Genomic DNA, 21,015 nt, shown 5'->3' on the forward strand with positions numbered 1-21,015 from the left:
GCTGCAGCTGCACGCACATCGGTTTTATCGGATCTTCTGTGCGGCAAACGTAATCAGGGAACAGCGAAAATCGATGCTGCGCCCATCCTTCACTTCCTCGATGCTCTGCGGTACCGCCCGTTCGATCAGGATGTTCCAATCCCGGTAATGCTGCTGAAGCAGGGCCATAGCGTCCTGCTGCGCCAAATTGGTCTCGATTAATCCCTTCCGAACTTCTCCGGTTACCCGGTCAACTTCCTCTACGTCCGTGCTCATGGTGATACAGTGGATTCCGCCGGTCCGCGTCCCGCGCTTCATCCGGTCCAGCACCCGTTCCAGGGCGTCACGTGATGACGTATGCTCCAGTGCCGAGCACGCAATGATATAATCGTAGGCATTCGCCTCGATCGCGTAATGCTCCACATCGGCAGCCTCAGATTCAACCAGCTCCTGTACACCGAATTCCACTGCGTTTTCCTTAAGCTTGGCAGCGGCATCCTCCAATAGATCCACCCCGACCACCCGGCTCCGGGTTCCGCGCAACCGCTCGGCGACCGGAATCGTGTTGCGGCCGACGCCGCAGCCGAGATCCAGCACCTGCGCATCCTCGCGATGCTGGAGCAGCCGCTCCAGCATTTCCATGACGACCGGTCCCGGCTGAGCCATCCAGGTACCCTGTTCAAACAGATCGTTATCTTCGTAAAAGCGCTGATGGTACTCCGCTTCCGAAGCCCTTGCTGCTTCAAAATGTTCTTTGTTCATCGGCCAGCCTCCTAAGTTAACAAGCTTCTACTTAAGATATACCCAAGGCAGGAGACCCCGACCAGGCTGGCAGCCGAATTTCTTCTAGAAAATGATGGCGACTCATTAAAAAAAGTACTTCACCGCAATCACAATCAGCCCGAGAACCATCAACAGCTGCCCGGCGATCCGTTTATCCGGATCGCCGAGAACGACGGCCACCCCGCCTATGATGAGACCGGCCGGAGGAAACACCACCGTCGCCAGAATCAGCAAAATGATCGACACCGCGCTTGGTCTAAACGGATCTTCATCCGGTTCATCATAAATCGGTGCAGCGGGCTTCTTATAGATCGTCGTCCCGCAAAACTTGCACTTTCTCGCCCCCGGCTCGAGCTGTTCACCGCATGCAGGGCAGATGTTCTCATCGCGTCCGAGCGATATGCCCGCCCTTTTGTCGGCATCCGGAGTTCCGGCCACTTCGGCATTCTGCAAGGAACTGCCGCAGCGTACGCAGGTCCACGCCTGCTCCGGATTGGATTCCCCGCACTTCGGACAAATTTTGACGGCCAATTCTCATCCCCTCCAGTTATGGGTTTCTGACTTATGGATAGATATCCCCATCATACCATAGCGGCCCAGAGGACCGGGACTCGAGGGATTGGCCGCCAAAGAGAAGCCCGGGAAAGGGATACGCCCTTCGTTACGCTTCGAATCGCTTCAAAACGATGACGGCGTTATGACCGCCAAAACCGAAGGAATTGGACATGCCGATTTTGACTTCAGCGGTGCGCGCGGTATTCGGAACATAATCCAGGTCGCAATCCGGGTCCGCTTCCCGCAGATTGATCGTCGGCGGTATCACGCCTTCCAGCAGCATCTGTACCAAAGCGATGGCCTGAGCGCCGCCGGAAGCTCCAAACATATGTCCGAGCATCGATTTGTTCGCCGTCACCGGCACACGGTAAGCCGCCTCGCCGAACAAGCGCTTGATGGCCTGCGTCTCGGACTTGTCACCGACCTCCGTACTCGTAGCATGAGCGCTGACCACATCGATGTCCTCCGGACGGACGGCGGCTTCCTGAAGGGCAAGCCTCATCGCGTTGTAGGCTCCGATGCCTTCCGGATGGGAAGCGACAATATGATAGGCATCCGAGGTCGCCCCATATCCGGCTACCTCCGCATATATGCGGGCGTTCCGGCTGCGGGCGTGGGATAGCGACTCCAGCACCAGGATGCCCGCGCCTTCGCCCATGACGAACCCGTCGCGGCCAGCATCGAACGGGCGGCTTGCCAGCTTCGGATCCCCGTCCCATGCCGACAGGGCCGTAGCATTGCCGAAGCTCGCCATCGAAATTTCGGAAATGGCCGCTTCCGCGCCGCCTGCAATCATGACGTCCGCACCGCCCGAGCGGATCAGCCGGAACGCCTCTCCGATGCTTGTATTCCCGATCGAGCATGCCGTAACCGGCGACATCGTAGGTCCGGTGAAGCCGAACCGGATGCTGATCGTCGCCGCGGCCATATTCGAGATGATCATCGGGACGAGCAGCGGGCTGACCCGTTCCGGTCCCCGCGAACGAAGAACGTCCCCCTGCTCCATCAATGTCCCAATGCCTCCGATACCGGAGCCGACGTACACACCCGTACGCTCCTTATCCAGGCGGTCCATGTCCAGTTCCGCATCCTTGAGCGCGTCCTCGGCCGCCGCCAGCGCAAACTGGCAGAAACGGTCCATCCGCCGGGCTTCCTTGCGGCCAAACCTCGCCTCCGCATCAAAGTCCCGCACGATGCCGGCGACGGAAGCCTTCATGTGCGACGTATCAAACGCATCGATCCGGGATATTCCCGACTCGCCTCGGATCATGGCATTCCAAAAGCCGGGCACCGTGCTGCCCAACGGTGAAACAAGCCCCATTCCTGTAACGACAACCTTCTCCATCTGGTATTCCTCCCAAACTCAAATTATGATATCATTTTTCCATAGCATTTATCCTATTACAAGTTATAGTTTATCCTAGTATAAGCAACACCATCATAAGAAACACCCGGATGGCAGCGGAACCTACGATGGAACTTATCATTGGATGTGCAAACAGATCTGCAAATAGAACTCAATCTAGACCTGCAAATGGGTCTTAACTTTGAAAGAGGTGCAAGAACAGATGAACCAGCAGGCACGGCTTAATGCGCTTTCCGCTTTTCTGAAAAACCAGCGGGCCAAGCTGCAGCCGGAAACGGTCGGACTTCCGCAGGGCACCCGCCGGCGGACGCCCGGACTCCGGCGGGAAGAAGTGGCACAACTCGCCGGGGTCAGCAGCACCTGGTATACTTGGCTTGAACAGGGACGGGACATCAAAGTGTCCGCTTCGGTGCTCGACTGCGTCGCGTCCGCGCTCCGGCTGACAGCGGACGAGCGGAAATATTTGTTTTCGCTCGCCCTGGAGAGCGGCTCCGCTGCCGCCCCGATTCAGCAGGAGCACCCGCAGATCAGCCCGGCGCTGCAAAAAATCGTGGACGAGCTCCACTACTGTCCAACGATCATCTCCGACCGGCGTTTCCAGATTGTCGGCTGGAATGAAGCGGCCGCCCACGTGTTTCTCGACTTTACCCAGATTCCGCCCGAGGAGCGGAACCTGATTCGCCTTCTGTTTACCCGCAAAGAGATGCGGAGGCTGGCGGTTAACTGGGAGCATTTTATTATGGGGTTTTTGTCGATTTTTCGCGCGTATTACGGGCAGTACGTCGATGACGAATGGTATGAGCAGTTTCTGCGGGAAATGGAGAATACCGATCCCGAATTCCTGACGCTGTGGAAACAGAGCCAGGTCAGCTCGGCGCCGGAGGTACTGATTGAGTTCAGGCATGCCAAAGCCGGAAAGATGCTGTTCGATTTAACGTCGCTGCAGGTACAGGGCGGAAGCGATTTGCGCTGCAGCATCTATACGCCATGCGCCGGATCTCCGACCGAAACCAAGCTGAAGCGTCTGATGCAGCGTACGGCAGACGCTTAATCGGCAAGCAGGAATTTGCCAGGCGGAATAACTGGAAATGTGCGAAGACGTACGAATCATATCCGAAGACGAATGACGAAATAGATGGGGATGAATACAGGATGGCGTTTGGAATTAACCGCATTGAACTGAACCGGTGGAAGGAGGCGGTCAGCCGGGGAGAAATCGCGTATTTGACGCACTACTGGCTGGACCCGCGTTTTCCCGGGATGACGACGGTGACCAAGGTCGGCTGCTCGGATTTGGACCGGCTCGCCGGCTGGTGCGTCAGCCACGGACTTTCACCGAAATATATACACAACCGTTCTCCTTTTCCCCATTTTGACCTGATCGGGCCAAAACAGCGCGAAATTTTGCGCAAAGAAAAGCAGTGGGATCAGGTTGAACGGTTTCATCTGTGACCGCCCGAGGAATAACGGTCACCAATACAAAAAGAAAAACAGCCGCTCCCGCCCTTCCGGCGGGCAGCGGCTGTTTTTCATGCTTCAGCACGACTGCCAAAATTGTTCCGTTCCTAACACTTTAAGGCGTGATGATTTCCTGCACCCGGCCGACCTGCCCGTCCGTCAGCCTGACCTTAATGCCGTGCGGATGCTGGGCGGAATTGGTCAGGATATCCTTCACGATGCCGCGTGTTCTTTTGCCTGTACGCTGGTCCTGCTTCAGTACGATATCGACCTCGAGTCCGGGCCTGATGTTTGCGCGAAGCTGTCCGTTCATATAGCCCCACTCTCCTTGAATTTCCGCTCTGCCGACAATCCGAGCTTGCGCAGAAGCTGAATCGCCTGCATCTTCTCTTCGCTGTCCAGATCTTCCACCGCGCGGACCAGAACCTGCTGATGCTGAGGAAAAATACTCTGGAAGAATGCTCTCCCATCATCCGTCAGATCTGCAAATATGACCCGTCTGTCGTCCGGCGAAGCCTTGCGGACAAGCAGATTCTTTTTCTGCAGCTTATCCGCCACGTACGTAATGTTCCCGCTGGATATCAATACCTTCTCCCCGATTTTTTGCAGTGGTTGGGGCCCTTTGTGATACAGCAGATCCAGGACTCCAAATTCCGTTGAATTCAAACCGTGGCTTTGAATATCACGAATGGAGTGGGCAACTACTGAATTATAGGCGCGGGCAAGGACAATAAATAAATCCAGGGACAATTCATCGTTGCTAGTTTTACCAGCCATGTAAAAACCTCCAAACGCGCTATCTTAATGCTAAGATAATCGAAAGACGCGATGATGTCAAACCTTTGTTCCTCTTTTTATGCCGATCCGTTCCCGCCAAATGCTGGAGATCATCCATCCGATCCACACGCCCGCCGTATTCAGGATCACGTCATCCACGTCAAAGCTGCCGACCCGCAGCAGCATCTGCGCCCATTCCACGACCAGGATGGACGGAACGAAGACGGCCGTAAGCACGAGCCACGACTGCAGCTTCCGGATCAGCAGCGGCAGCAGGAGGCCGAAAGGGACGAACACCGCCATATTGCCGAACAAATTGATGATCCATATTTTCGGGGACATGGTCCAGCCATACTGAATGTACAGCCGAATCGTCCGCAAAGGAATCACATTATAATGAAAGGATGAACCCGGGCTCCGTCCAAACCCCAGGAACATCCAATAGAGGAGAAGAAGTGTATAAGCGACGATCAACACGGTCAGCAAACTTCGCCATGCAGCGGACAATACCGGTTGTTTCATGAAATGCGACTGACCTACCGACTTAACGGACGCTCCATGATTTTCACCGTTCCGTCGCTGCCGGCGATGACCGCCCGGTCCGCCATTCCAATGAACAACCCGTTGTCCACCACGCCCGGAATGTATAACAGCTGCTGATGCAGCTTCGCAGGGTCGGCAATCTCCCCGAAGCGGCAATCGGCGATATAGTTCCCGTTGTCGGTGACGTACAGCTGGTCGTTATCGGTGCGCAGCTGCGGGCTGCATCCGAGCTTCTCCAGCGATCCCAGCGTCCATTCATGCGCAAACGGGATGATCTCCACCGGGAGGGGAAATGCGCCCAGCGTATTCACTACTTTGTGCTCATCGGCAATAATGATCAGCTGCTTGCTGTGGTAGGCAACGATTTTTTCCCGCAGCAGCGCTCCGCCCCCGCCTTTAATCAGGCTCAGTTCCGGATTGACTTCGTCTGCACCGTCAATAGTCAGGTCCAGCCCGTCCAATTGGTGAAAAGGCACCAGCGGAATCCCTTCCTCGGCCGCCAGCTTCTCCGAAGCTTTGGAGGTCGCCACGGCCTGTATCGTCATCCCTTCCCTGACGCGTTCACCGATTCTCTTGATCGCCCAGTAAGCGGTGGAGCCTGTCCCCAGACCGACACGCATGCCGTCCTCAACGTATTCAACCGCTTTTTCCGCAGCCATTTTCTTCAGATTCATCTTCCTCATCATCTCCTTGGTATAGTGGACGGGCCGATTCGGTTATGGACCTGCCCTTCAAGACTGGTATAATCATCATGGTACCGCAACAACTGCACATGGAGGTATAACAATGAGAACCGAAAACCAGGTTAAATCCAAAATGAACGAACTGCTGATGCAAAAAAAGTCGCTGCTCTCCCGCATCGAATCGGCTGAACCGGACACGCCGGTCCACGCTTCGCTGTCTGCCCAGCTGCTCCGCATCGAAGACATGCTGACCATGCTGGAATGGGTCTTAAACGAACCCACAGGCAGCTATCATATGTAACTATTCGCCCGTCCGGTCGAATACATACACGATGGAATCCGCCGCCGGCTCGTAGCCGATATTCATGTAAATATGGTTGGACACCGGATTGCTGAGATCCGTGTACAGGCAGGTGAACTCGTAATCACTGCTTAGGAGCCGCCGGGTCAGTTCGGCTACGGATGAGCTTGCATAACCCCTGCCGCGCAGCTCAGTAGGCGTGTAAACCAGCGTGACCACGATACCGCGTTGAGTCGGGCGCGATTTTTGGACCATGGAGACCGGTCCCCCATCATCCCAAATATAGAGGGAAGACAAGCTGACTCCCCTTCTGGCAATCCGCTCGGCGTCCTCCTGCGGGATCGGCTCCAGCGCTTCGCGGCTGAAGTCCAGCACCCATTTCGTGATGAGCGGTATATCGTCAGGTCCGGCTTCCCTCAAATGTCCTCCGCTTTCAGAAATAGGGTTAACATTCGTACAGCGGTATATCCGCTGATTCATTCCGACATGGTAGGAAATGCCGGTCTTGTCGCGCCACACCTCCGCAAACATTTGAGAGGTTGACGTTAACCCGATAATGCTGGGGATCTGGGATACCTCTCCCTGACGGATGATATAGTCCACCGCCTCGCAGCAGCAAGCCCGAAGCTGTTCCGGGCCGCCGACTTCATCGCTTGCGTACAGAATCAGATGCGACTGCGTCTGGATGAGTATGAGCAGGGGCTGCTCTCCGCTTTGAACCGTCGCCAGAAACAGTCGGCTGCTTCCCTCCCCATGCCGCGGAATGCCGCCTTCTTCTTTCATCGTGCTTACCAACCGGTACAGAATGCCAAGCGGAAGATTGTTCAGCAGTTCATTCTCAAGCAGCACCGGCTCCGTATGCTCCAAAAATGCTTCCGGATCCTGAAATTGAACGACGTGCATTCGCCTTCCCTCCTTCGCCACTTGATTTTATCCTTTGCCCTGATTTAACCTGCCGATCAGCTCCGCCACTTGAAGCGGTGAGGTGAACCGATAATCGGGAGCCGGAAGAAGATTGCTGCTCTGAATCGTTTCAAACCACATTGCACCGCCGATCCGGGTGCCTGCCGCCCGCCCGGCTGCCATATCGGCGTTGCTGTCCCCGATAAACAGCGTATCTTCCGGCATTACTCCGAGCACGGCCATCGCCCTATCGAGGCCCTCCCGATCCGGCTTGGGACGGGTAAGCTCATCCCCGGCAAAGCCTACGGTGAAATAAGGCCCCATAGCAAGCTTCGCTGAGGAAATGTCGAGCGACCTTCGGCTTTTGCCTGTGATGATGCCCATCGGAATGGACATGTCCTGCAGCCGGTTCATCATGCCGCGGATTTCTTCCGAAAGCGAGAGCATCCGGTCGTGATATGCGTCGTAGATCCGATAGTAGTCGTCAATAGCTTCCGGCAGTGACTCGTGAGATTTCAAAACCTGGCTGATAATGCCTTCCTCTGTCGGTCCAAACCAGGCCATGATCTCTTCGTTGCTGTACTCCTTCGCGGTATACTTGCGGAATACTTCCTGAAACGCGTAAAAAGACAAGGGCAGCGTATCCGCCAGCGTGCCGTCGAAATCAAACAACACCGCCCGAATCGGCCGCTTTGTCAAGTCATCCACTGACCAGCCCCCCTGACGCATTTAACTTGTGGTCCAAACGGGCGACAGCCTCCTTCTCCTCTTCGCCGATGACTGCTTCCATGACAGGAGACGCCGTCTTGAGCCGGCCCTTCGCGAGCACCTCCGCCAGCTTAGTCTCCATGATGCCGGCTGCTTCGGACAGCTTCAGCTCCCTTTCACCGGTTACCCTGCTTAAGTACGCATACATCGTTCCTTGAGAATCCTCATACGAAATTCGATAAATCGGGGTGAAGCGGCTGTTCTCCTCTTCATCTAAGCGGCTTGTCACCTGCACCGTATAGGTGTAGTGAATCGGTCTGGGGCCAGGCTGCTTCTTCTGTTCCGCGATGATTTTGGAATTTTTCCAAGCGAGCACGCCCGCCCCGATCATGATGAGAATACCTATTCCGAATGCAAAATACACGAACACAGCCCGTTCACCTCTATTTCCTCTGTCTTACAGCTTCTTGAGCATATGAATGTCTTCCGGCTCCTGCTGATACAGCTCCTCATCCACTTCCTCGGTGAGGTTTCCGCCGTTGGCACGGTAGAAGCCGACCGCCGATTCCGTTTCCGTCGAGGATATGTATAAATAGCTCGCTCCGCGCTCCTTGGCCACGCGGCTCAGCTCGTTCATGATCCGGGTAGCCAGCCCTTGTCTCCGGTATGGCCGGCTGACATACATCAGATCCACCTGCAGCTGGTCTTGGTTGCGGCCTCTAAACCGGTGTCCGAGCACGCCAAAGCCGGCGAGCACTTCGCCGTCGAACGCCCCGTATGCCGTGCCTCCCTGTTCCAGCTCATGCCGGAATCGGTTGACCATTTCATCTGTGTGTTCCTCATCCCAGGTCGGACATTCATGTCCCATCGGAACGGTTTCAAGCTGCCCGCCGTTCATTTTGTAAATCCGGTCGATCTGTTCGGACCGGTCGATTTGGCGGATCTTGTCCGCCTCGTTCACATGCATTTGTCTGATAATCATAAGAAATGACCTCCATATTTTTAATGAAATCGAAGCTTTCTTTGATTACCCTAAACAGAAAATGCAGTCATTGCATGAATAATTGCAAATCAACCCCCTTCTCACTGATTCCATTATACAAAAAAAACAGCCTGCGGCTACGCGCCGAGGCTAAAATAAGAAGAGATGTCTACATGTTTACATTACCCTGTACCGTAATGCTTAATCTCGCGGCCCGTCAAAAAGCTAAAGATGTGCGGCGCTTTCCGGTCGTTCATACATCGGCGGGCTTTGCTTCCTTGAAAAGCGGATTTGCGGGATGGCGATGCCGATGAAAATAAGCACGATCCCGAGCCACTGCAGACTGCTCACATGCTCGTGAACCAGCAGGACGGAAGCGACGACCGCCGCAGGCAATTCGGCAGCTCCCAGGATCGCCCCCGTGCCGGATCCCACCTTCGGCATACCGATCGCGAAAAAGAGCACCGGGATCAAGATGCCTAGAATGCCAAGAATCAGACCGTATTTCCATAATCCGGCGACTAAAGCCCCATCCCACAAAAAGGCGGGAGAAAAGACGGACAATACGATGACGCCCGAGCCCGTGGTCATGAAGAAGCTTTTATTAAAGGCAGGAACCGTCGTTCCGACGCGTCCGCTGACAAACATATATAGCGCAAACGTAAAAGCGGACAGCAGACCGTATATGACGCCTCTAGTGTCCAGCGGTCCGGTACTTTCGCCGATGACGCCTCCAGCGAGCAGCGTCCCCAGGATCAAAATCACGATCGAAATGATCTTGCTGCGGCTTGGAATGCGACGATCCGCGGCAGCTTCCATTAATACGCCGATCCATGTGAACTGGAACAGCAGCACAACGGCAATCGATGCGGGCAGCCGCTCAACGGCCTTGCCGTAAAAGACCGACGTGCCGCTCATGGTAATTCCGACCGCCAGCAATGCAAGCCACTGCTTCGGCGCAATCTTTTTCCGGGAAAAAATAAGCATCAGCACCAGCAGCAATGACCAACCGAAAATATATTGGCCGCCAAGCATTTGGCTGACTGTAAAACCTTCCTTCATGCCGACCTTCATAATGGAGGAAAGCACGCCGTAGCTGCATGCACCGATCAGTATGAGCAGCGAGTATTTGAGCTTGTTCAAATGGATAACCTCCTGATGCCAGTACCCGCGCAACAACCAAAAGCCCCCTGTCGGTTAGGACAGGGGGCGAACGAAACCGATGACACTACGAAGTCTTCGTTAAAATTTCGCCACTCGCGAACGAATCGGAGTTTAAAAGCGGATGCTGCACGAACTTGATGTAGAAATGTTGAACTGAACCTTTCGAAAAGAAATTCTAAATCATTATGCTGTGAGCGTCAATGAGTTACGGTAGCAGGATAAAGCAGATGGCCCGATCAAGTTTTGGAAAATATGCCGGACGCTCCTTCCCAGTTCCCCATGCTTTGCTTCCAGATGCGCTGGTTGCGGCTTCTCAACCATACATGGTCATGGTCGAAATAAACAGAGGACCAGGCATAAATCCAAGTTGAAAGCACAAGGACTCATGGGGGTGTCCATGCATGGCACGAATCCGCAGCAGCGGCAGCCCCTGTTTTTTTAACATCGTCAGCGCTTTTTGCACCATCTGGGTCGCCAGCCCACGGCCTCTGTAAGCCTTCATGACGGTGAGCTCCTGAATCGTGGGACAGCCCGCCAGCATCCCAATGATACAGACACCGATCAATGCGCGGGTCGACGTATCATACAACAGGCTTGAAGCCGTTGTTGTTTCCTCTGTCATATGAGCAGCAACGAGCCTGAGCTTGGACAGCACGTCAGCAAAAGAAGCTTCCTCCAGCTTACTGCCCTCTTCATGCCGTGCATGCTTGAACAAAAACAATCCGATTTCCCGTTCAAGCACGAGCCTCCGTTCTCCGCCCTCATGTTGGATTTCTACGGATTGAAAAGCTGATCCGCCGTTTCCGTGGGAATCATATTCGGCCGTTGGCCGCTGCATCCAGCGATGCCTATGGGGTGCCGGGAAAAAGCCTGCCCGCATATAGGCATCTTCCTGATCCGCAAAGACTTCATAGGCGCGGATCGTACGCGTTCCCCCTCCTGCTTCCGTCTCCCGGATCGCCTCGACGACAGCAAGGATTAATCGGTGATCTACCTGATGGGGAGGAATCGTGAACAAATCCCGGATCGCACTGCCCGAAAGAGCAGCACCGCCGATCACCTTTCCGTTTTTTTTCAGCCAATAAGGCATGAAGCCCACAGGCAGAAATGAATCGGTATGAAGCGGCAGCTTGATCCCTGCAGCCATCTGTTTATCATATATGCGCAGGTACCACTCCCATTCTGCCCGCTCGGCTTCGCGAATGCTTACGGATTCAGGCGTTCCCCCATGTGGGCTTGCTTCCAGCCGGTCCTCTCTGTTCATGCCAGACCTCCTTGGGCTCAGACAGATAGATTTTCTATTAGTCTACGGTCCGGCCATCCGATTTCATGCCAGATCAGCCCGGAGAAATTCCCCGGAGCTTAAACGTTACCCCATGCTGTATTTTTAGACCTTCTCATTCATGATGCTGCTCATCACGTTTCTCCTTCCTACCCAATATAGGTTGATTAAAAAAAGACCGCCCGAAGTAATTTTTACCTCGTTACGGTCCTCTTGTTAGGAGAGCTGTCCTATTTGTGTCCGTTTGCTATGTAATGGTGGATCTGATTCATATGATGGCGGTCATGCCAGTAAAAATCGGCCAGATACTCGTCTACGGACAGCTTGCCGCTTCCGGTACTGTATTCGGTGGCATACTCTTCTTCAGGTATCCGCTTCAGCTCTCCGATGATCTGCTCCCGCCAGTGCACCGTCTGATCGATCAGCTCCTGGCGTCCTTGGCTGCGCGCATACGCGGCCGCTTTCCGGTTGAATTCGTCAAGCTCCACCTTTGGCATATCCATCGGTTCTTTGGCCGCCATCGGCCGGATCGCGTGCTCCAGGAAATGCTTGTCCCACAGCATCATGTGCCCGATGATTTCCTGCGGCGACCACTTGCCTTCGGCAATCGCTCCCGTCCACTGATCTTCCGGAATATCCGCCAGTGCCTTCACCTCATCGATCAGTTCGTACATCGGCGCAAGTTTCTCCGGCATGTCGTTCATCCTCATCTCTCCCAATCCAAGTCAATCTGTCATGGCGCTGGCCATGCCACTCTATGATACCCGGGAATGGCATCTGAGACAAGAACAAACATTCGCCTAATTCCATTATTTAAGCACTCTGTACCAATAGGAATAAACATGGCGATAACCAAGCTTGTCGTATAACCGGCATGCCGCCTCATTGGCATGAACGACCTGAAGAAACGACGAATGCGCGCCCTGCTCCCGGCCCCATGCCAGCATGCGCTGGATCAGCTGGAATCCAAATCCCCGCTCCCGGAAATCAGGATGTGTCACGATATCGTACAGGCCCAGCCATCCCTCTTGAATGACGCCAAGTCCGGCGGCTACCGTCTCACTCCCTTGCTGTAACAGGAAAAATCCCTGCTTGAGCGGAGTGGAGGCCAGCGTGTGCGCCAGGACCGATTGTCCGTTGCCCGGTATTCCGTTCATGAGGGACATTTGCTCGAGCCAGCCGGTATCCAGCCGGTCCCGGAACACGACATGAAGCCCGGGGTCAGCCGCCGGTGCCGTTTCTCGCTGAAGATCCAGAATCCGCACGCTGGATAGGTCCACCTGAACATATCCCCGCCCGGCGAGACGTTCATCCAGATCGGACGGCATAACATAAGGAGTCATCTTGAAAATGACCGGCTGACCGGCATCCCTGTAAAACCGTTCGGCGGCGGCGATGCTGCCTTCCACATCGCAGCCCGGGTTCAGGTAAATCGGACTGACCGAATTCGCCCGCTTCGTGTATCCGTCCGCATAGCGGACCAGCCAACCGTTCATCTGAGCGGAATACTTGGCCGGCCACGTGTTGATCGTGATTTCCTCCAAAAATTTATACATGTATATCGCTCCTTCAGCATCATTGGAATAAATATACATGTATACTCATAAATATTCAATTCCCAAACAGAGCTGTATAGTTCTCCGTCACCTTTCGGTAAGCCTCCGGCGTCCCGATGTCATAACTCGTTCCCCGTGCCCGGTATGCGGCCATCTCCTTGCGCTGGCACAGCCACTCAGGGAAATATCCCGGTGCATCCGGCTGATTCCCTTCATTCAGATATTCGCCAATGAGAGGAAGCGTGTCTTTGCGGTAAATGTACACGGCGAGCACGCCGAGATTCGTCCGGGGATGCACCGGCTTTTCCTCGAAAGACAGGACGGTGTCCCCCTCATCAAGCTGGACGACGCCGACCCGCTGCAAGTCCTCCTTGCGCTCCATCGGCTGAACGAGGATGCAGTCGCGCTGCCGTTTGTAATAAAAGTCAACATACTCCTGCAGATCGAACGTAAACACGTTGTCCCCGGCCATAACCAGAAGGTCTTCTTCCAATCCCATTTCCTTTACGGCAAACGCCATGTCGCCGACCGCTCCGAGCCGGTTCCCTTCATGTGTGGAACCATCGTCGAGCACGCGCACCGGTACGCTACATTCGCGCGACTCAGCCCATCCCCGAAATGCGGAGGCAAACCTGTGGTTGCTGACCAGTACGATTTCCGAAATGCCGCTGACCCGCTCCACTTTGCGGACGATATGGTCGAGAATGGTGCCGGGCCCGAGGGGGAGCAGGGCTTTGGGCACATCCCGTGTCAGCGGGTACAGCCTCGTAGCGTAGCCAGCCGCCAATATGAGTGCTTTCATCGTGACCTCCTTGATCGGTCTCCTTAATCGGTGTACCTGCTCCCCCTAGTATAGCTTGATTTACAGCGGCAGGCTTCTTTTCCGGAAAATAATCATGCCGGCGGCGAAGGCTACCGCGCCCAGGCCGGCCAGAACCGCGATAGACACCGGCCAATCCGCCGTTTTGCCGACGATCTCGCCGGGATCAAATAAGGAAAAGACCGAAATATGCCGCATCCAGCTGAGCTGCCCGCTGATTTTGCCGATCAGGTTCAGGCTGAAAAATCCGATGATGATCACGCCCGAGAGCGTCAGCGCCCGCTTCTCGTCATTGCAGCAGGCGGAAATCAAGTAAGAAATGCCTCCGATGCAGAAGAACAGCAGCAGGGCGCCTGCATTCAGCAGCACAAAGCCAGTGCCGTCGAAATCCCCCAGATCCCCGATAAACCAGGCGTACCCGGCAAACCCGGCCAGTGTCGTGACCGCGCAAATCAGCACCAGCCCGGAGAGCAGCACGGCCGCCTGGGTCAGGGCTACCTTCGTGCGGGTTGTGGGCGCCGACAACAGGTACGCCATCGAGCCCTGGTCGACAAGCTTGGCGATCAGCTGCGTGGATACGAGAATGCAGAAGATGGACAGAATCAGCAGATACAACAGGCCGTAATACTCACCGGATATAAACGCGCCGATGCTGCTGAAGCCGTTTTCCAGGCCGAACGCCTTGCCCAAGCCCTCCGGCATCCCGTCGATCAGCGAATTCAAGCTGCTGCTGTTTTTGGCGATTCCCGGATAAATCCAAAACATCAACAATATATAAAAGGCCGATCCGACGGCATAATTCATGAACATTTTGAGATTAATCGCAAGCATTTGTCTGTATAGCGGCATATTCATGGCGTTTGACCCTCCCGATCGTAATAATCCATAAAGATGTCCTCCAGGTTCTGCGTGAACACATCGATATTGCGGACGTGAAAGCGGGCGGTTTCGCGGATAAACCGGTCCACGTCGCCCTGAACGGCCACCCGCACGCGGTTTCCTTCCCGGGAATCGATCTTCAGGCCGCATTTCATGAAATCGTCCAGCTCCTGCTCCGTCTCAAATGTCACTTCGAACAGCTTGCGCTGCATCGACTGCAGCTCATGGATATCCTTGACCGCAATAATCACGCCGTCCTTGATGATCGCCGCCCTATCGCAGGTCCGTTCGATTTCCGGAAAATTATGCGAGGACATCAGGAAGGTCGTCCCCCTTGCCTTCTCCTCCAGCACGAGCTCGATGAACACTTTTTGCATGAGCGGATCCAGCCCTGACGTCGGCTCATCCAGGATAATGACCTCCGGCCGGTGCATGAAGGCGGCAACGATCCCGACCTTCTGCTTCATTCCCTTGGACATTTTCCGGATCGGCGTCCGGACGTCAAACTGCAGCCGGCGGATGAGCTCGTCGCGCCAAGCCGGATCGACGCCGCCCTGCATGCCTGCCATAAAATCCAGAAACGCTTTGCCGGTCATCCCCTCGATAAACGCGATTTCGCCGGGAAGGTAGCCGATATATTTTTGAAACCGTCCCTGTTCCTTCCACGTGTCGCAGCCGTATACCTTTACGGAGCCTTGATCCGGCTTCAAAAAGCCCATGATATGCCGGATCGTCGTCGATTTGCCGGCTCCATTCGGTCCCAGAAAACCGAACACCTCGCCGCGGCGGACCGAAAAGGTCACGTCCCGGATGCCTCTCCCGTTCGGAAAAATTTTAGTTACATGTTCAACGCTCAGCATGCCAGCGCCTCCAATGCATATTTAAATTTATGAAATATTCTTGTTCCGATATTTCATAATCGGATCATACGCCTGCCGCTTTCCATCGTCAATACATTTTATGAAATATTTTTGTGGTATAATTTCATTAATTGGATCGAACCGGCGAGAACCGATATTCTTCGTTCATTCGATCAAGCCGATGACCTATTTTACAATAGTTAGGATGGTTCGTAAGAAATGAATGGATTTGAGAAGCGGGCAGTGCAGATTAAGAAAAAGATCAAACAAACGGTATTGGAAATGCTGGGCGAATGGGAACCCCGGCAAATCCGCATCAAGGATATCGCAGCCAAGGCGGAAGTGTCGCAGGTCACCATTTACAACTATTTTGGCAGCAAAGAAGCGCTGCTCCGCGAAGTGTTTAAGGAATTTGTCGCCATGCTGATGGAGGAGTATGAGCGCGTGCTGACGGGCGATGCGCCGCTGAAGGAAAAAATCGAATACATTATTTTTCAAAAAAGCCGGTTAAAGCTGCCCTTCACCCCATCCGCGCTCAAGCAGCTGATCGAAGCCGACCCGGAAATCAACCGGTTTATCCAGCAGCAGTATGAGGAACGTGCCATTCCCTTGATCACCAATTTTGTGCAGAAGGGCAAGCAGCGCGGAGAAATTTCAGAGAAAGTGTCCGTCCAAATGGTGCTTCTTTATGTAGGCATGATGACGGAGCAGTACGAAAAAATGCTGGATCTGGTCAATCAGAGTGAGGATCCCGAGGCGTTTACAGAGGATATGATTCATGTGTTCTTTTATGGCATTTGTGGTCCGCAATACCAAAAATGATTAACAGCGCGCCCTTTTTGTGTTAATTTAGTGTTCGCGGTATGTAAAATCGGGTTTAACATGACTATACTTGTAAATACCAACGAACACTGTAATGAAACAGAAAGGAGCAGGTATGATCGACTTCCGTTCCACTTATTCCAGACCGAAGACGCCCTTTATCGCCGTTTTCGTCGTCCTGCTGCTCAAGCTGCTGCTCCTCCGGTACTTTTTCTTCCATGATATTCTGTGGAGCCGGATCACCGCCGACGCCGCTGCGCTGCTGGTGCTGCTGTGCATCATTGAGCTGATTACCCCCGCGAAAGCGAAGGGATGGGTCTATTGGATTTTTAACGCCATTTTCTCGATTCTCATGTTTGCGTCGGCGCTGTATTTTCAGCATTTCAATTCGGTGCCGACCTATACGGCGCTGTCCGAGCTGAAGCAGGTGCTGCAGATCAAGGAAAGCGTTCAGTCTACGATCGAAACGGAGAACTATTTATTTTTTGCTGACGTCGTGATCGTCGCGCTCTTCTGGCTGATCGGCCGCTGGGTACCGCTCCGGATTTCGCTGCGCACGCGGCTTCGTAAAATTTGGCCGGCAGCCCTCGGCGTCATCGGCGTGATCGTCTCGGCGCTGTACATTCATGCGGACCGCTCCATCACCAATGAGCTGATGCAGGCGGAGCATCTCGGCTTCCTGGATTACCAGGTCGCTGCCGGGATCCGCGCCAGCGAGGAGAACAGCATGATCGCCTCCGGCAATCTGGACGAGACCGTGCAAAAGGTCAGCCAGGCCGAGCAGTCATACCCGTACGCAAGTGGGACTGCACAAGACAAACCGGCGATGTTTGGAGCTGCCAAAGGCAAAAACGTCATCGTCATTCAAATGGAGGCGTTCCAGAACTTCCCGATCCATTTGTCGACGGGCGGCCAGGAACTGACCCCCGTGCTGAACCAACTGGCTGACGGCGGCCTGTACTTTCCGCATGTCTTCCAGCAGATCGGGCAAGGCAATACGTCAGACGCCGAATTTATGAGCAATACGTCGATCTACCCGACCGGCACCGTTGCGATGTCGAGCGGCTTCGGCGACCGGGAGCTCCCGAGCATGCCACGTCTGCTCGGGCAGCTCGGTTACACGGCCGATACGTTTCACGTTAACGACGTGAAATTCTGGGACCGGGACCAGCTTTACCCGGCGCTGAACTTTACGAATTATTACGACAAAAAGTCGTACAAAAACGATCACTTCAACGATTTTGGCGCTTCGGATGAGGAGCTGTACCGGGTCGGTCTGGACAAGCTGTCCGAGCTGCATGAGCAGGGCAAGCCGTTTTACGCCCAGTTCGTCACGGCTTCCAGCCATTTTCCGTTCAAGGTGCCGGAGGACCGCAAAAAAATCAAGGTCCCCGATTCCATCCAGGGAACCCAGTTGGGGGACTACCTGACGGCTGTGAATTACACCGACTATGCGATCGGCACCCTGATCGACGGTCTGAAAGCAAAAGGCATGTGGGACGACACCGTGCTCGTCATTTATGGCGACCATTTCGGGCTTCAGCCGCAGGACAACGATCCGGCGGTCATCAAGCAGGCGCTTGGCATCACCTATGACCAGCGAATTACCCGCTTCAACATCCCGCTGATCATGCATATTCCTGGCAAACAGGGCAAGGTCGTCGACCAGGTCGGCGGTCAGCTCGACATCATGCCGACGCTGGCGAACCTGCTGGGCATTTCGCTCAAGGACAAGCACTTTACCGCATTTGGCCACGACCTGCTTAACATCGACAAGAACGTCGTCGGTATGCGGTATTATCTGCCGACAGGCTCCTTCTTTAACAATGACATTTTGTTTGTGCCGGGCAAAGGCTTTGAGGATGGCACCGCCATCTCCCTGAAGACGATGCAGCCTGTCGCCGACTTCTCGAAATACCGGAAGGATTACGACTATATTTTGAACCTGATGAAGCTGTCGGACGAATACGTAAGGCTGCTTCCAAGACGGTAACGGCCCATGGCAAAAGCCGGCTGCTTCCATTCCATACGGGATGGGAGCAGCCGGCTTTTTCAGTTGTTGTGTCTTGTAGTTATGTGTTCAAGAGACCCTTTAATTCGGAGCCGGCGAATCGCCTTTACCCGTGAGACCGATCAATACGCGCAAAATATCCGTTTTGGTGACCCGGCCGACCATCATGCTGTCTCCCTCGCCGGAAACGACCGGCAGGCAGTTCACCTGATGCTTCACCAGCTTGTCAGCCGCATCCAGCACGGTCTCCTCGGGCGTCAGGGCCGCCATGTGCGCCCGGCGGGTCATCGCCAGACCGACGGGAATCGTGCTCAAATCCGCATGTCCCATCGTCAGCTTCAGCACGTCCTTGCGGGAGACGACCCCTTTCAGCTCACCGGACTCTCCGGTCACCATCAGCGTGCCCGTATTCTCACACAGCAGCTGCACTACGGCATCGTAGGCCGTCGCATGCTCGGAGATGGTCACAGGAGTGCTGTATATATCCTTCACGTATATTTGCTGCAATCTTTGTTCAAACTCACCTTGGGAGCTTGGCGTTTCGGCGGGAAAATACCCCACCTTCGGCTTGGCGCTGATCAAACCCAGCATCGTGAGCAGGGACAAGTCCGCGCGCAGGGTCGGGCGGCTGAGGCCGATCATCTCAGCGATCTGATCGCCTGTAACGGGCGCATGCTCCCGCACAAGTTCCACGATATCCAGCTGTCTCGGAGTTAGTTGAATGGGAATCCTCTCCTTTGAGAAAAATCACCTGAAGCTGCAATTTCATTGTTATATCACGGGCAGCATGGTTTAAATAATTATTGTGTCATAAATCAGTTATGATACACACTATTATAAATTTTATTTTAACCGATAGCCATATCTTTTCATAACCGAAGGAGGAATCAGTGATATGAAGTTTTTCCTGGATACGGGCAACATCGACGAAATTAAACGGATCTCCCGCCTGGGACTGGTGGACGGGGTAACGACCAACCCTTCCCTGATCGCCAAAGAAGGCCGGGATTTCAAAGAGGTCATTCAGGAGATTTGCAGCATCGTCTCCGGCCCGGTCAGCGCCGAAGTCATCGGTACTAAAGCCGAGGACATGCTGAAAGAAGCGTACGAGATTGCCGAATGGGCGCCAAACGTCGTCATCAAGGTGCCGATGACCGAAGACGGCTTGTATGCATGTCATGAGCTGACCAAAAAGGGCATTAAAACGAATGTGACGCTGATCTTTTCCGCCGCACAGGGCCTGATGGCCGCCAAGGCCGGGGCTACGTACGTCAGCCCGTTCGTCGGACGCCTGGACGATATCGGGGTCGAGGGCATGAAGCTGATTCGCGAGCTGAAGCAAATCCTCGAAAACTACGGCATGACGTCCGAAATCATCGCGGCCAGCATCCGCAACATCAAGCATGTGGAGGACGCGGCCATCGCCGGCGCCCACATCGCGACCATTCCGGGCTCGCTGCTGCCGTCTCTGTGGAAGCATCCGCTGACCGACAGCGGGATCGAGCGTTTCCTGGCCGACTGGGAGAAAGTGCCGCAAGCGGCCAAAAGCCAGGCGAAGGCCGGCGAGTAACGTTCGAACAGCACACTTATAAAAGCAGCCCGGCTGGGAGTTTCCCGGCAGGGCTGCTTTTAACGTAGGAGTCTTGTGAAATTTTCGCCGCATTATCTCAGCTGCTTCTTTTTTCTTTATCAAAATCAAACCCTCCCACAATCGCTGGAAGCCAGCACTGCGGGAGGGTTCTTACTGCTCCTATTGGTGATCGGGCGGTGGTACGGACTATCCTGCAGCGCTATCTGTCTGCCCCGCAATGATCAGCTCGATCGATTTCTCCCGGAGCAGCGATGCGTCCTTCCCGTCAACATGGCCGTCGGTGATCAGCACGTCCACCTCGGCCCAATCGGCCAGATGGGTGAACGCCTGCACGCCGATTTTGCTCGCGTCGGCCAGGATGTACACCGTCTTCGCCTGCCGGATCATCCGGTGCTTGACCATCGCCTGCAGCTCGTTGGATTCGCTGATTCCGCGGTCCAAGTGCACGCCTTTGCAGGAAATAAACGCCTTATCCACATAATAGGATTCCAGGCCGCGTTCGGCGAGCGGGCCGACGTAAGACAAGGAATGGGCTGCCAGCATGCCACCAGTCGATATGACCTCGATCTTCTCCTTGGAGGACAGCTCCAGCGCAACCTTGATGGAATTGGTAACCACGGTCAAAGGAATGTCCGGCAGGATCGAAGCCATATACCACGCTGTCGAGCTGGCATCCAGGGCGATGCGGTCCCGCGGCTCGATCCGACGCACCGCCTCTTCGGCAATCCGCCTCTTCTCGTCCTGATGGATGACCTCCCGCTCGAAATACGGGGTCTCCGCCTGGGTCTCCTTGACGCTGACGGCGCCGCCGTGGCTCCGCCGCAGCTTGCCCTGCTGCTCCAGCCGGTCCAGATCGCGGCGGATCGTCTCTTCGGTCACGCCGCACAGCTCGCTCAGCTCCGATACCCGGATGCTGCCGCGCTCATTAACCAGCCGCACGATGGTATCATAACGTTCCGCAACTAACATAGCTTCCCTCTTTCGTTCTATCG

At 54.7% G+C, this 21,015-nt stretch carries 26 protein-coding genes; 6 read left to right on the forward strand and 20 right to left on the reverse strand.

Annotated elements, in window-relative coordinates:
* Positions 1-24 precede the first annotated feature (24 nt).
* The 3 genes from K2F33_RS29315 to fabF form a co-directional block, all read right to left on the reverse strand.
* Positions 25-741, reverse strand: coding sequence for a class I SAM-dependent methyltransferase (locus tag K2F33_RS29315; RefSeq protein ID WP_212969103.1), 717 nt, complete (start codon positions 739-741; stop codon positions 25-27).
* 105 nt (positions 742-846) lie between these two features.
* Positions 847-1,293, reverse strand: a complete 447-nt coding sequence (locus K2F33_RS29320) for a zinc ribbon domain-containing protein (protein ID WP_263880282.1) — start codon at positions 1,291-1,293, stop codon at positions 847-849.
* A gap of 130 nt (positions 1,294-1,423) precedes the next feature.
* Complete coding sequence (gene fabF, locus K2F33_RS29325) at positions 1,424-2,662, reverse strand: beta-ketoacyl-ACP synthase II (RefSeq protein WP_263880283.1); 1,239 nt, start codon at positions 2,660-2,662, stop codon at positions 1,424-1,426.
* Positions 2,663-2,885: 223 nt separating this feature from the next.
* Here fabF and K2F33_RS29330 point away from each other — a divergent pair, with 223 nt between their 5' ends.
* Positions 2,886-3,734: a helix-turn-helix transcriptional regulator gene (locus tag K2F33_RS29330; RefSeq protein WP_076168387.1), complete on the forward strand. Its 849-nt coding sequence runs from the start codon at positions 2,886-2,888 to the stop codon at positions 3,732-3,734.
* Between the two features lie 101 nt (positions 3,735-3,835).
* The gene (locus tag K2F33_RS29335) at positions 3,836-4,135 is read left to right on the forward strand and encodes a hypothetical protein (RefSeq protein ID WP_105443693.1); all 300 of its coding nucleotides are present in this window, start codon (positions 3,836-3,838) and stop codon (positions 4,133-4,135) included.
* A 121-nt stretch (positions 4,136-4,256) separates the two neighbouring features.
* On the opposite strand, the gene K2F33_RS29340 is transcribed toward K2F33_RS29335, so the two are convergent.
* The 4 genes from K2F33_RS29340 to rpiA are packed head-to-tail and all read right to left on the reverse strand — an operon-like array spanning position 4,257 to position 6,135.
* Positions 4,257-4,454, reverse strand: coding sequence for a YwbE family protein (locus K2F33_RS29340; protein ID WP_076168389.1), 198 nt, complete (start codon positions 4,452-4,454; stop codon positions 4,257-4,259).
* Positions 4,451-4,918, reverse strand: a complete 468-nt coding sequence (locus K2F33_RS29345) for a MarR family winged helix-turn-helix transcriptional regulator (RefSeq protein WP_263880284.1) — start codon at positions 4,916-4,918, stop codon at positions 4,451-4,453. The genes K2F33_RS29340 and K2F33_RS29345 overlap by 4 nt, the downstream gene beginning before the upstream one ends.
* Positions 4,919-4,975: 57 nt before the next feature.
* Positions 4,976-5,440 carry a VanZ family protein gene (locus tag K2F33_RS29350; RefSeq protein WP_263880285.1) on the reverse strand — a complete coding sequence of 155 codons (465 nt, stop codon included), beginning with the start codon at positions 5,438-5,440 and terminating at the stop codon, positions 4,976-4,978.
* Between the two features lie 14 nt (positions 5,441-5,454).
* Positions 5,455-6,135, reverse strand: a complete 681-nt coding sequence (gene rpiA / locus K2F33_RS29355) for a ribose-5-phosphate isomerase RpiA (protein ID WP_263880286.1) — start codon at positions 6,133-6,135, stop codon at positions 5,455-5,457.
* A gap of 112 nt (positions 6,136-6,247) precedes the next feature.
* On the opposite strand from rpiA, the gene K2F33_RS29360 reads away from it, so the two are divergent.
* Positions 6,248-6,445 carry a hypothetical protein gene (locus K2F33_RS29360; protein ID WP_076168395.1) on the forward strand — a complete coding sequence of 66 codons (198 nt, stop codon included), beginning with the start codon at positions 6,248-6,250 and terminating at the stop codon, positions 6,443-6,445.
* On the opposite strand, the gene K2F33_RS29365 is transcribed toward K2F33_RS29360, so the two are convergent.
* The 11 genes from K2F33_RS29365 to K2F33_RS29415 all read right to left on the reverse strand — a co-directional run bounded on the left by K2F33_RS29365 (position 6,446) and on the right by K2F33_RS29415 (position 15,599).
* Positions 6,446-7,348 carry a GNAT family N-acetyltransferase gene (locus tag K2F33_RS29365; RefSeq protein WP_263880287.1) on the reverse strand — a complete coding sequence of 301 codons (903 nt, stop codon included), beginning with the start codon at positions 7,346-7,348 and terminating at the stop codon, positions 6,446-6,448. It lies immediately after the preceding gene.
* Positions 7,349-7,375: 27 nt separating this feature from the next.
* Positions 7,376-8,056: an HAD family hydrolase gene (locus K2F33_RS29370; RefSeq protein ID WP_263880288.1), complete on the reverse strand. Its 681-nt coding sequence runs from the start codon at positions 8,054-8,056 to the stop codon at positions 7,376-7,378.
* Entirely contained in the window at positions 8,049-8,486 is a 438-nt protein-coding gene (locus K2F33_RS29375; RefSeq protein ID WP_263880289.1) for a hypothetical protein, read from the reverse strand. Before K2F33_RS29375 ends, K2F33_RS29370 begins: the two co-directional genes overlap by 8 nt.
* Before the next feature lie 27 nt (positions 8,487-8,513).
* The gene (locus tag K2F33_RS29380) at positions 8,514-9,038 is read right to left on the reverse strand and encodes a GNAT family N-acetyltransferase (RefSeq protein ID WP_089546495.1); all 525 of its coding nucleotides are present in this window, start codon (positions 9,036-9,038) and stop codon (positions 8,514-8,516) included.
* Positions 9,039-9,263: 225 nt separating this feature from the next.
* Positions 9,264-10,181: an EamA family transporter gene (locus tag K2F33_RS29385; RefSeq protein ID WP_076169570.1), complete on the reverse strand. Its 918-nt coding sequence runs from the start codon at positions 10,179-10,181 to the stop codon at positions 9,264-9,266.
* A gap of 334 nt (positions 10,182-10,515) precedes the next feature.
* Positions 10,516-11,466 carry a GNAT family N-acetyltransferase gene (locus K2F33_RS29390; protein WP_263880290.1) on the reverse strand — a complete coding sequence of 317 codons (951 nt, stop codon included), beginning with the start codon at positions 11,464-11,466 and terminating at the stop codon, positions 10,516-10,518.
* Between the two features lie 248 nt (positions 11,467-11,714).
* Complete coding sequence (locus K2F33_RS29395) at positions 11,715-12,188, reverse strand: DinB family protein (RefSeq protein ID WP_263880291.1); 474 nt, start codon at positions 12,186-12,188, stop codon at positions 11,715-11,717.
* Positions 12,189-12,293: 105 nt separating this feature from the next.
* Entirely contained in the window at positions 12,294-13,040 is a 747-nt protein-coding gene (locus K2F33_RS29400; RefSeq protein WP_263880292.1) for a GNAT family N-acetyltransferase, read from the reverse strand.
* 55 nt (positions 13,041-13,095) lie between these two features.
* Positions 13,096-13,842, reverse strand: coding sequence for a nucleotidyltransferase family protein (locus K2F33_RS29405; RefSeq protein ID WP_263880293.1), 747 nt, complete (start codon positions 13,840-13,842; stop codon positions 13,096-13,098).
* A 60-nt stretch (positions 13,843-13,902) separates the two neighbouring features.
* Positions 13,903-14,715: an ABC transporter permease subunit gene (locus K2F33_RS29410; RefSeq protein WP_076168412.1), complete on the reverse strand. Its 813-nt coding sequence runs from the start codon at positions 14,713-14,715 to the stop codon at positions 13,903-13,905.
* A complete protein-coding gene (locus tag K2F33_RS29415) occupies positions 14,712-15,599 on the reverse strand; it encodes an ABC transporter ATP-binding protein (protein WP_263880294.1) in 888 nt (295 codons plus the stop codon). Before K2F33_RS29415 ends, K2F33_RS29410 begins: the two co-directional genes overlap by 4 nt.
* A gap of 219 nt (positions 15,600-15,818) precedes the next feature.
* Here K2F33_RS29415 and K2F33_RS29420 point away from each other — a divergent pair, with 219 nt between their 5' ends.
* Positions 15,819-16,421 carry a TetR/AcrR family transcriptional regulator gene (locus K2F33_RS29420; RefSeq protein ID WP_263880295.1) on the forward strand — a complete coding sequence of 201 codons (603 nt, stop codon included), beginning with the start codon at positions 15,819-15,821 and terminating at the stop codon, positions 16,419-16,421.
* Between the two features lie 115 nt (positions 16,422-16,536).
* The gene (locus tag K2F33_RS29425; RefSeq protein WP_263880296.1) at positions 16,537-18,414 is read left to right on the forward strand and encodes an LTA synthase family protein; all 1,878 of its coding nucleotides are present in this window, start codon (positions 16,537-16,539) and stop codon (positions 18,412-18,414) included.
* Positions 18,415-18,513: 99 nt separating this feature from the next.
* On the opposite strand, the gene K2F33_RS29430 is transcribed toward K2F33_RS29425, so the two are convergent.
* Positions 18,514-19,161: a CBS domain-containing protein gene (locus tag K2F33_RS29430; protein WP_263882478.1), complete on the reverse strand. Its 648-nt coding sequence runs from the start codon at positions 19,159-19,161 to the stop codon at positions 18,514-18,516.
* Positions 19,162-19,327: 166 nt separating this feature from the next.
* On the opposite strand from K2F33_RS29430, the gene fsa reads away from it, so the two are divergent.
* Positions 19,328-20,002: a fructose-6-phosphate aldolase gene (fsa, locus tag K2F33_RS29435; RefSeq protein WP_076168422.1), complete on the forward strand. Its 675-nt coding sequence runs from the start codon at positions 19,328-19,330 to the stop codon at positions 20,000-20,002.
* Positions 20,003-20,209: 207 nt separating this feature from the next.
* Here the strand turns inward: fsa and K2F33_RS29440 are convergent, their stop codons facing one another.
* Positions 20,210-20,992: a DeoR/GlpR family DNA-binding transcription regulator gene (locus tag K2F33_RS29440; RefSeq protein WP_251674443.1), complete on the reverse strand. Its 783-nt coding sequence runs from the start codon at positions 20,990-20,992 to the stop codon at positions 20,210-20,212.
* Between the last annotated feature and the right edge of the window lie 23 nt (positions 20,993-21,015).

This window comes from Paenibacillus sp. PSB04, from assembly GCF_025809195.1.
Taxonomy (GTDB): domain Bacteria; phylum Bacillota; class Bacilli; order Paenibacillales; family Paenibacillaceae; genus Paenibacillus_AQ; species Paenibacillus_AQ favisporus.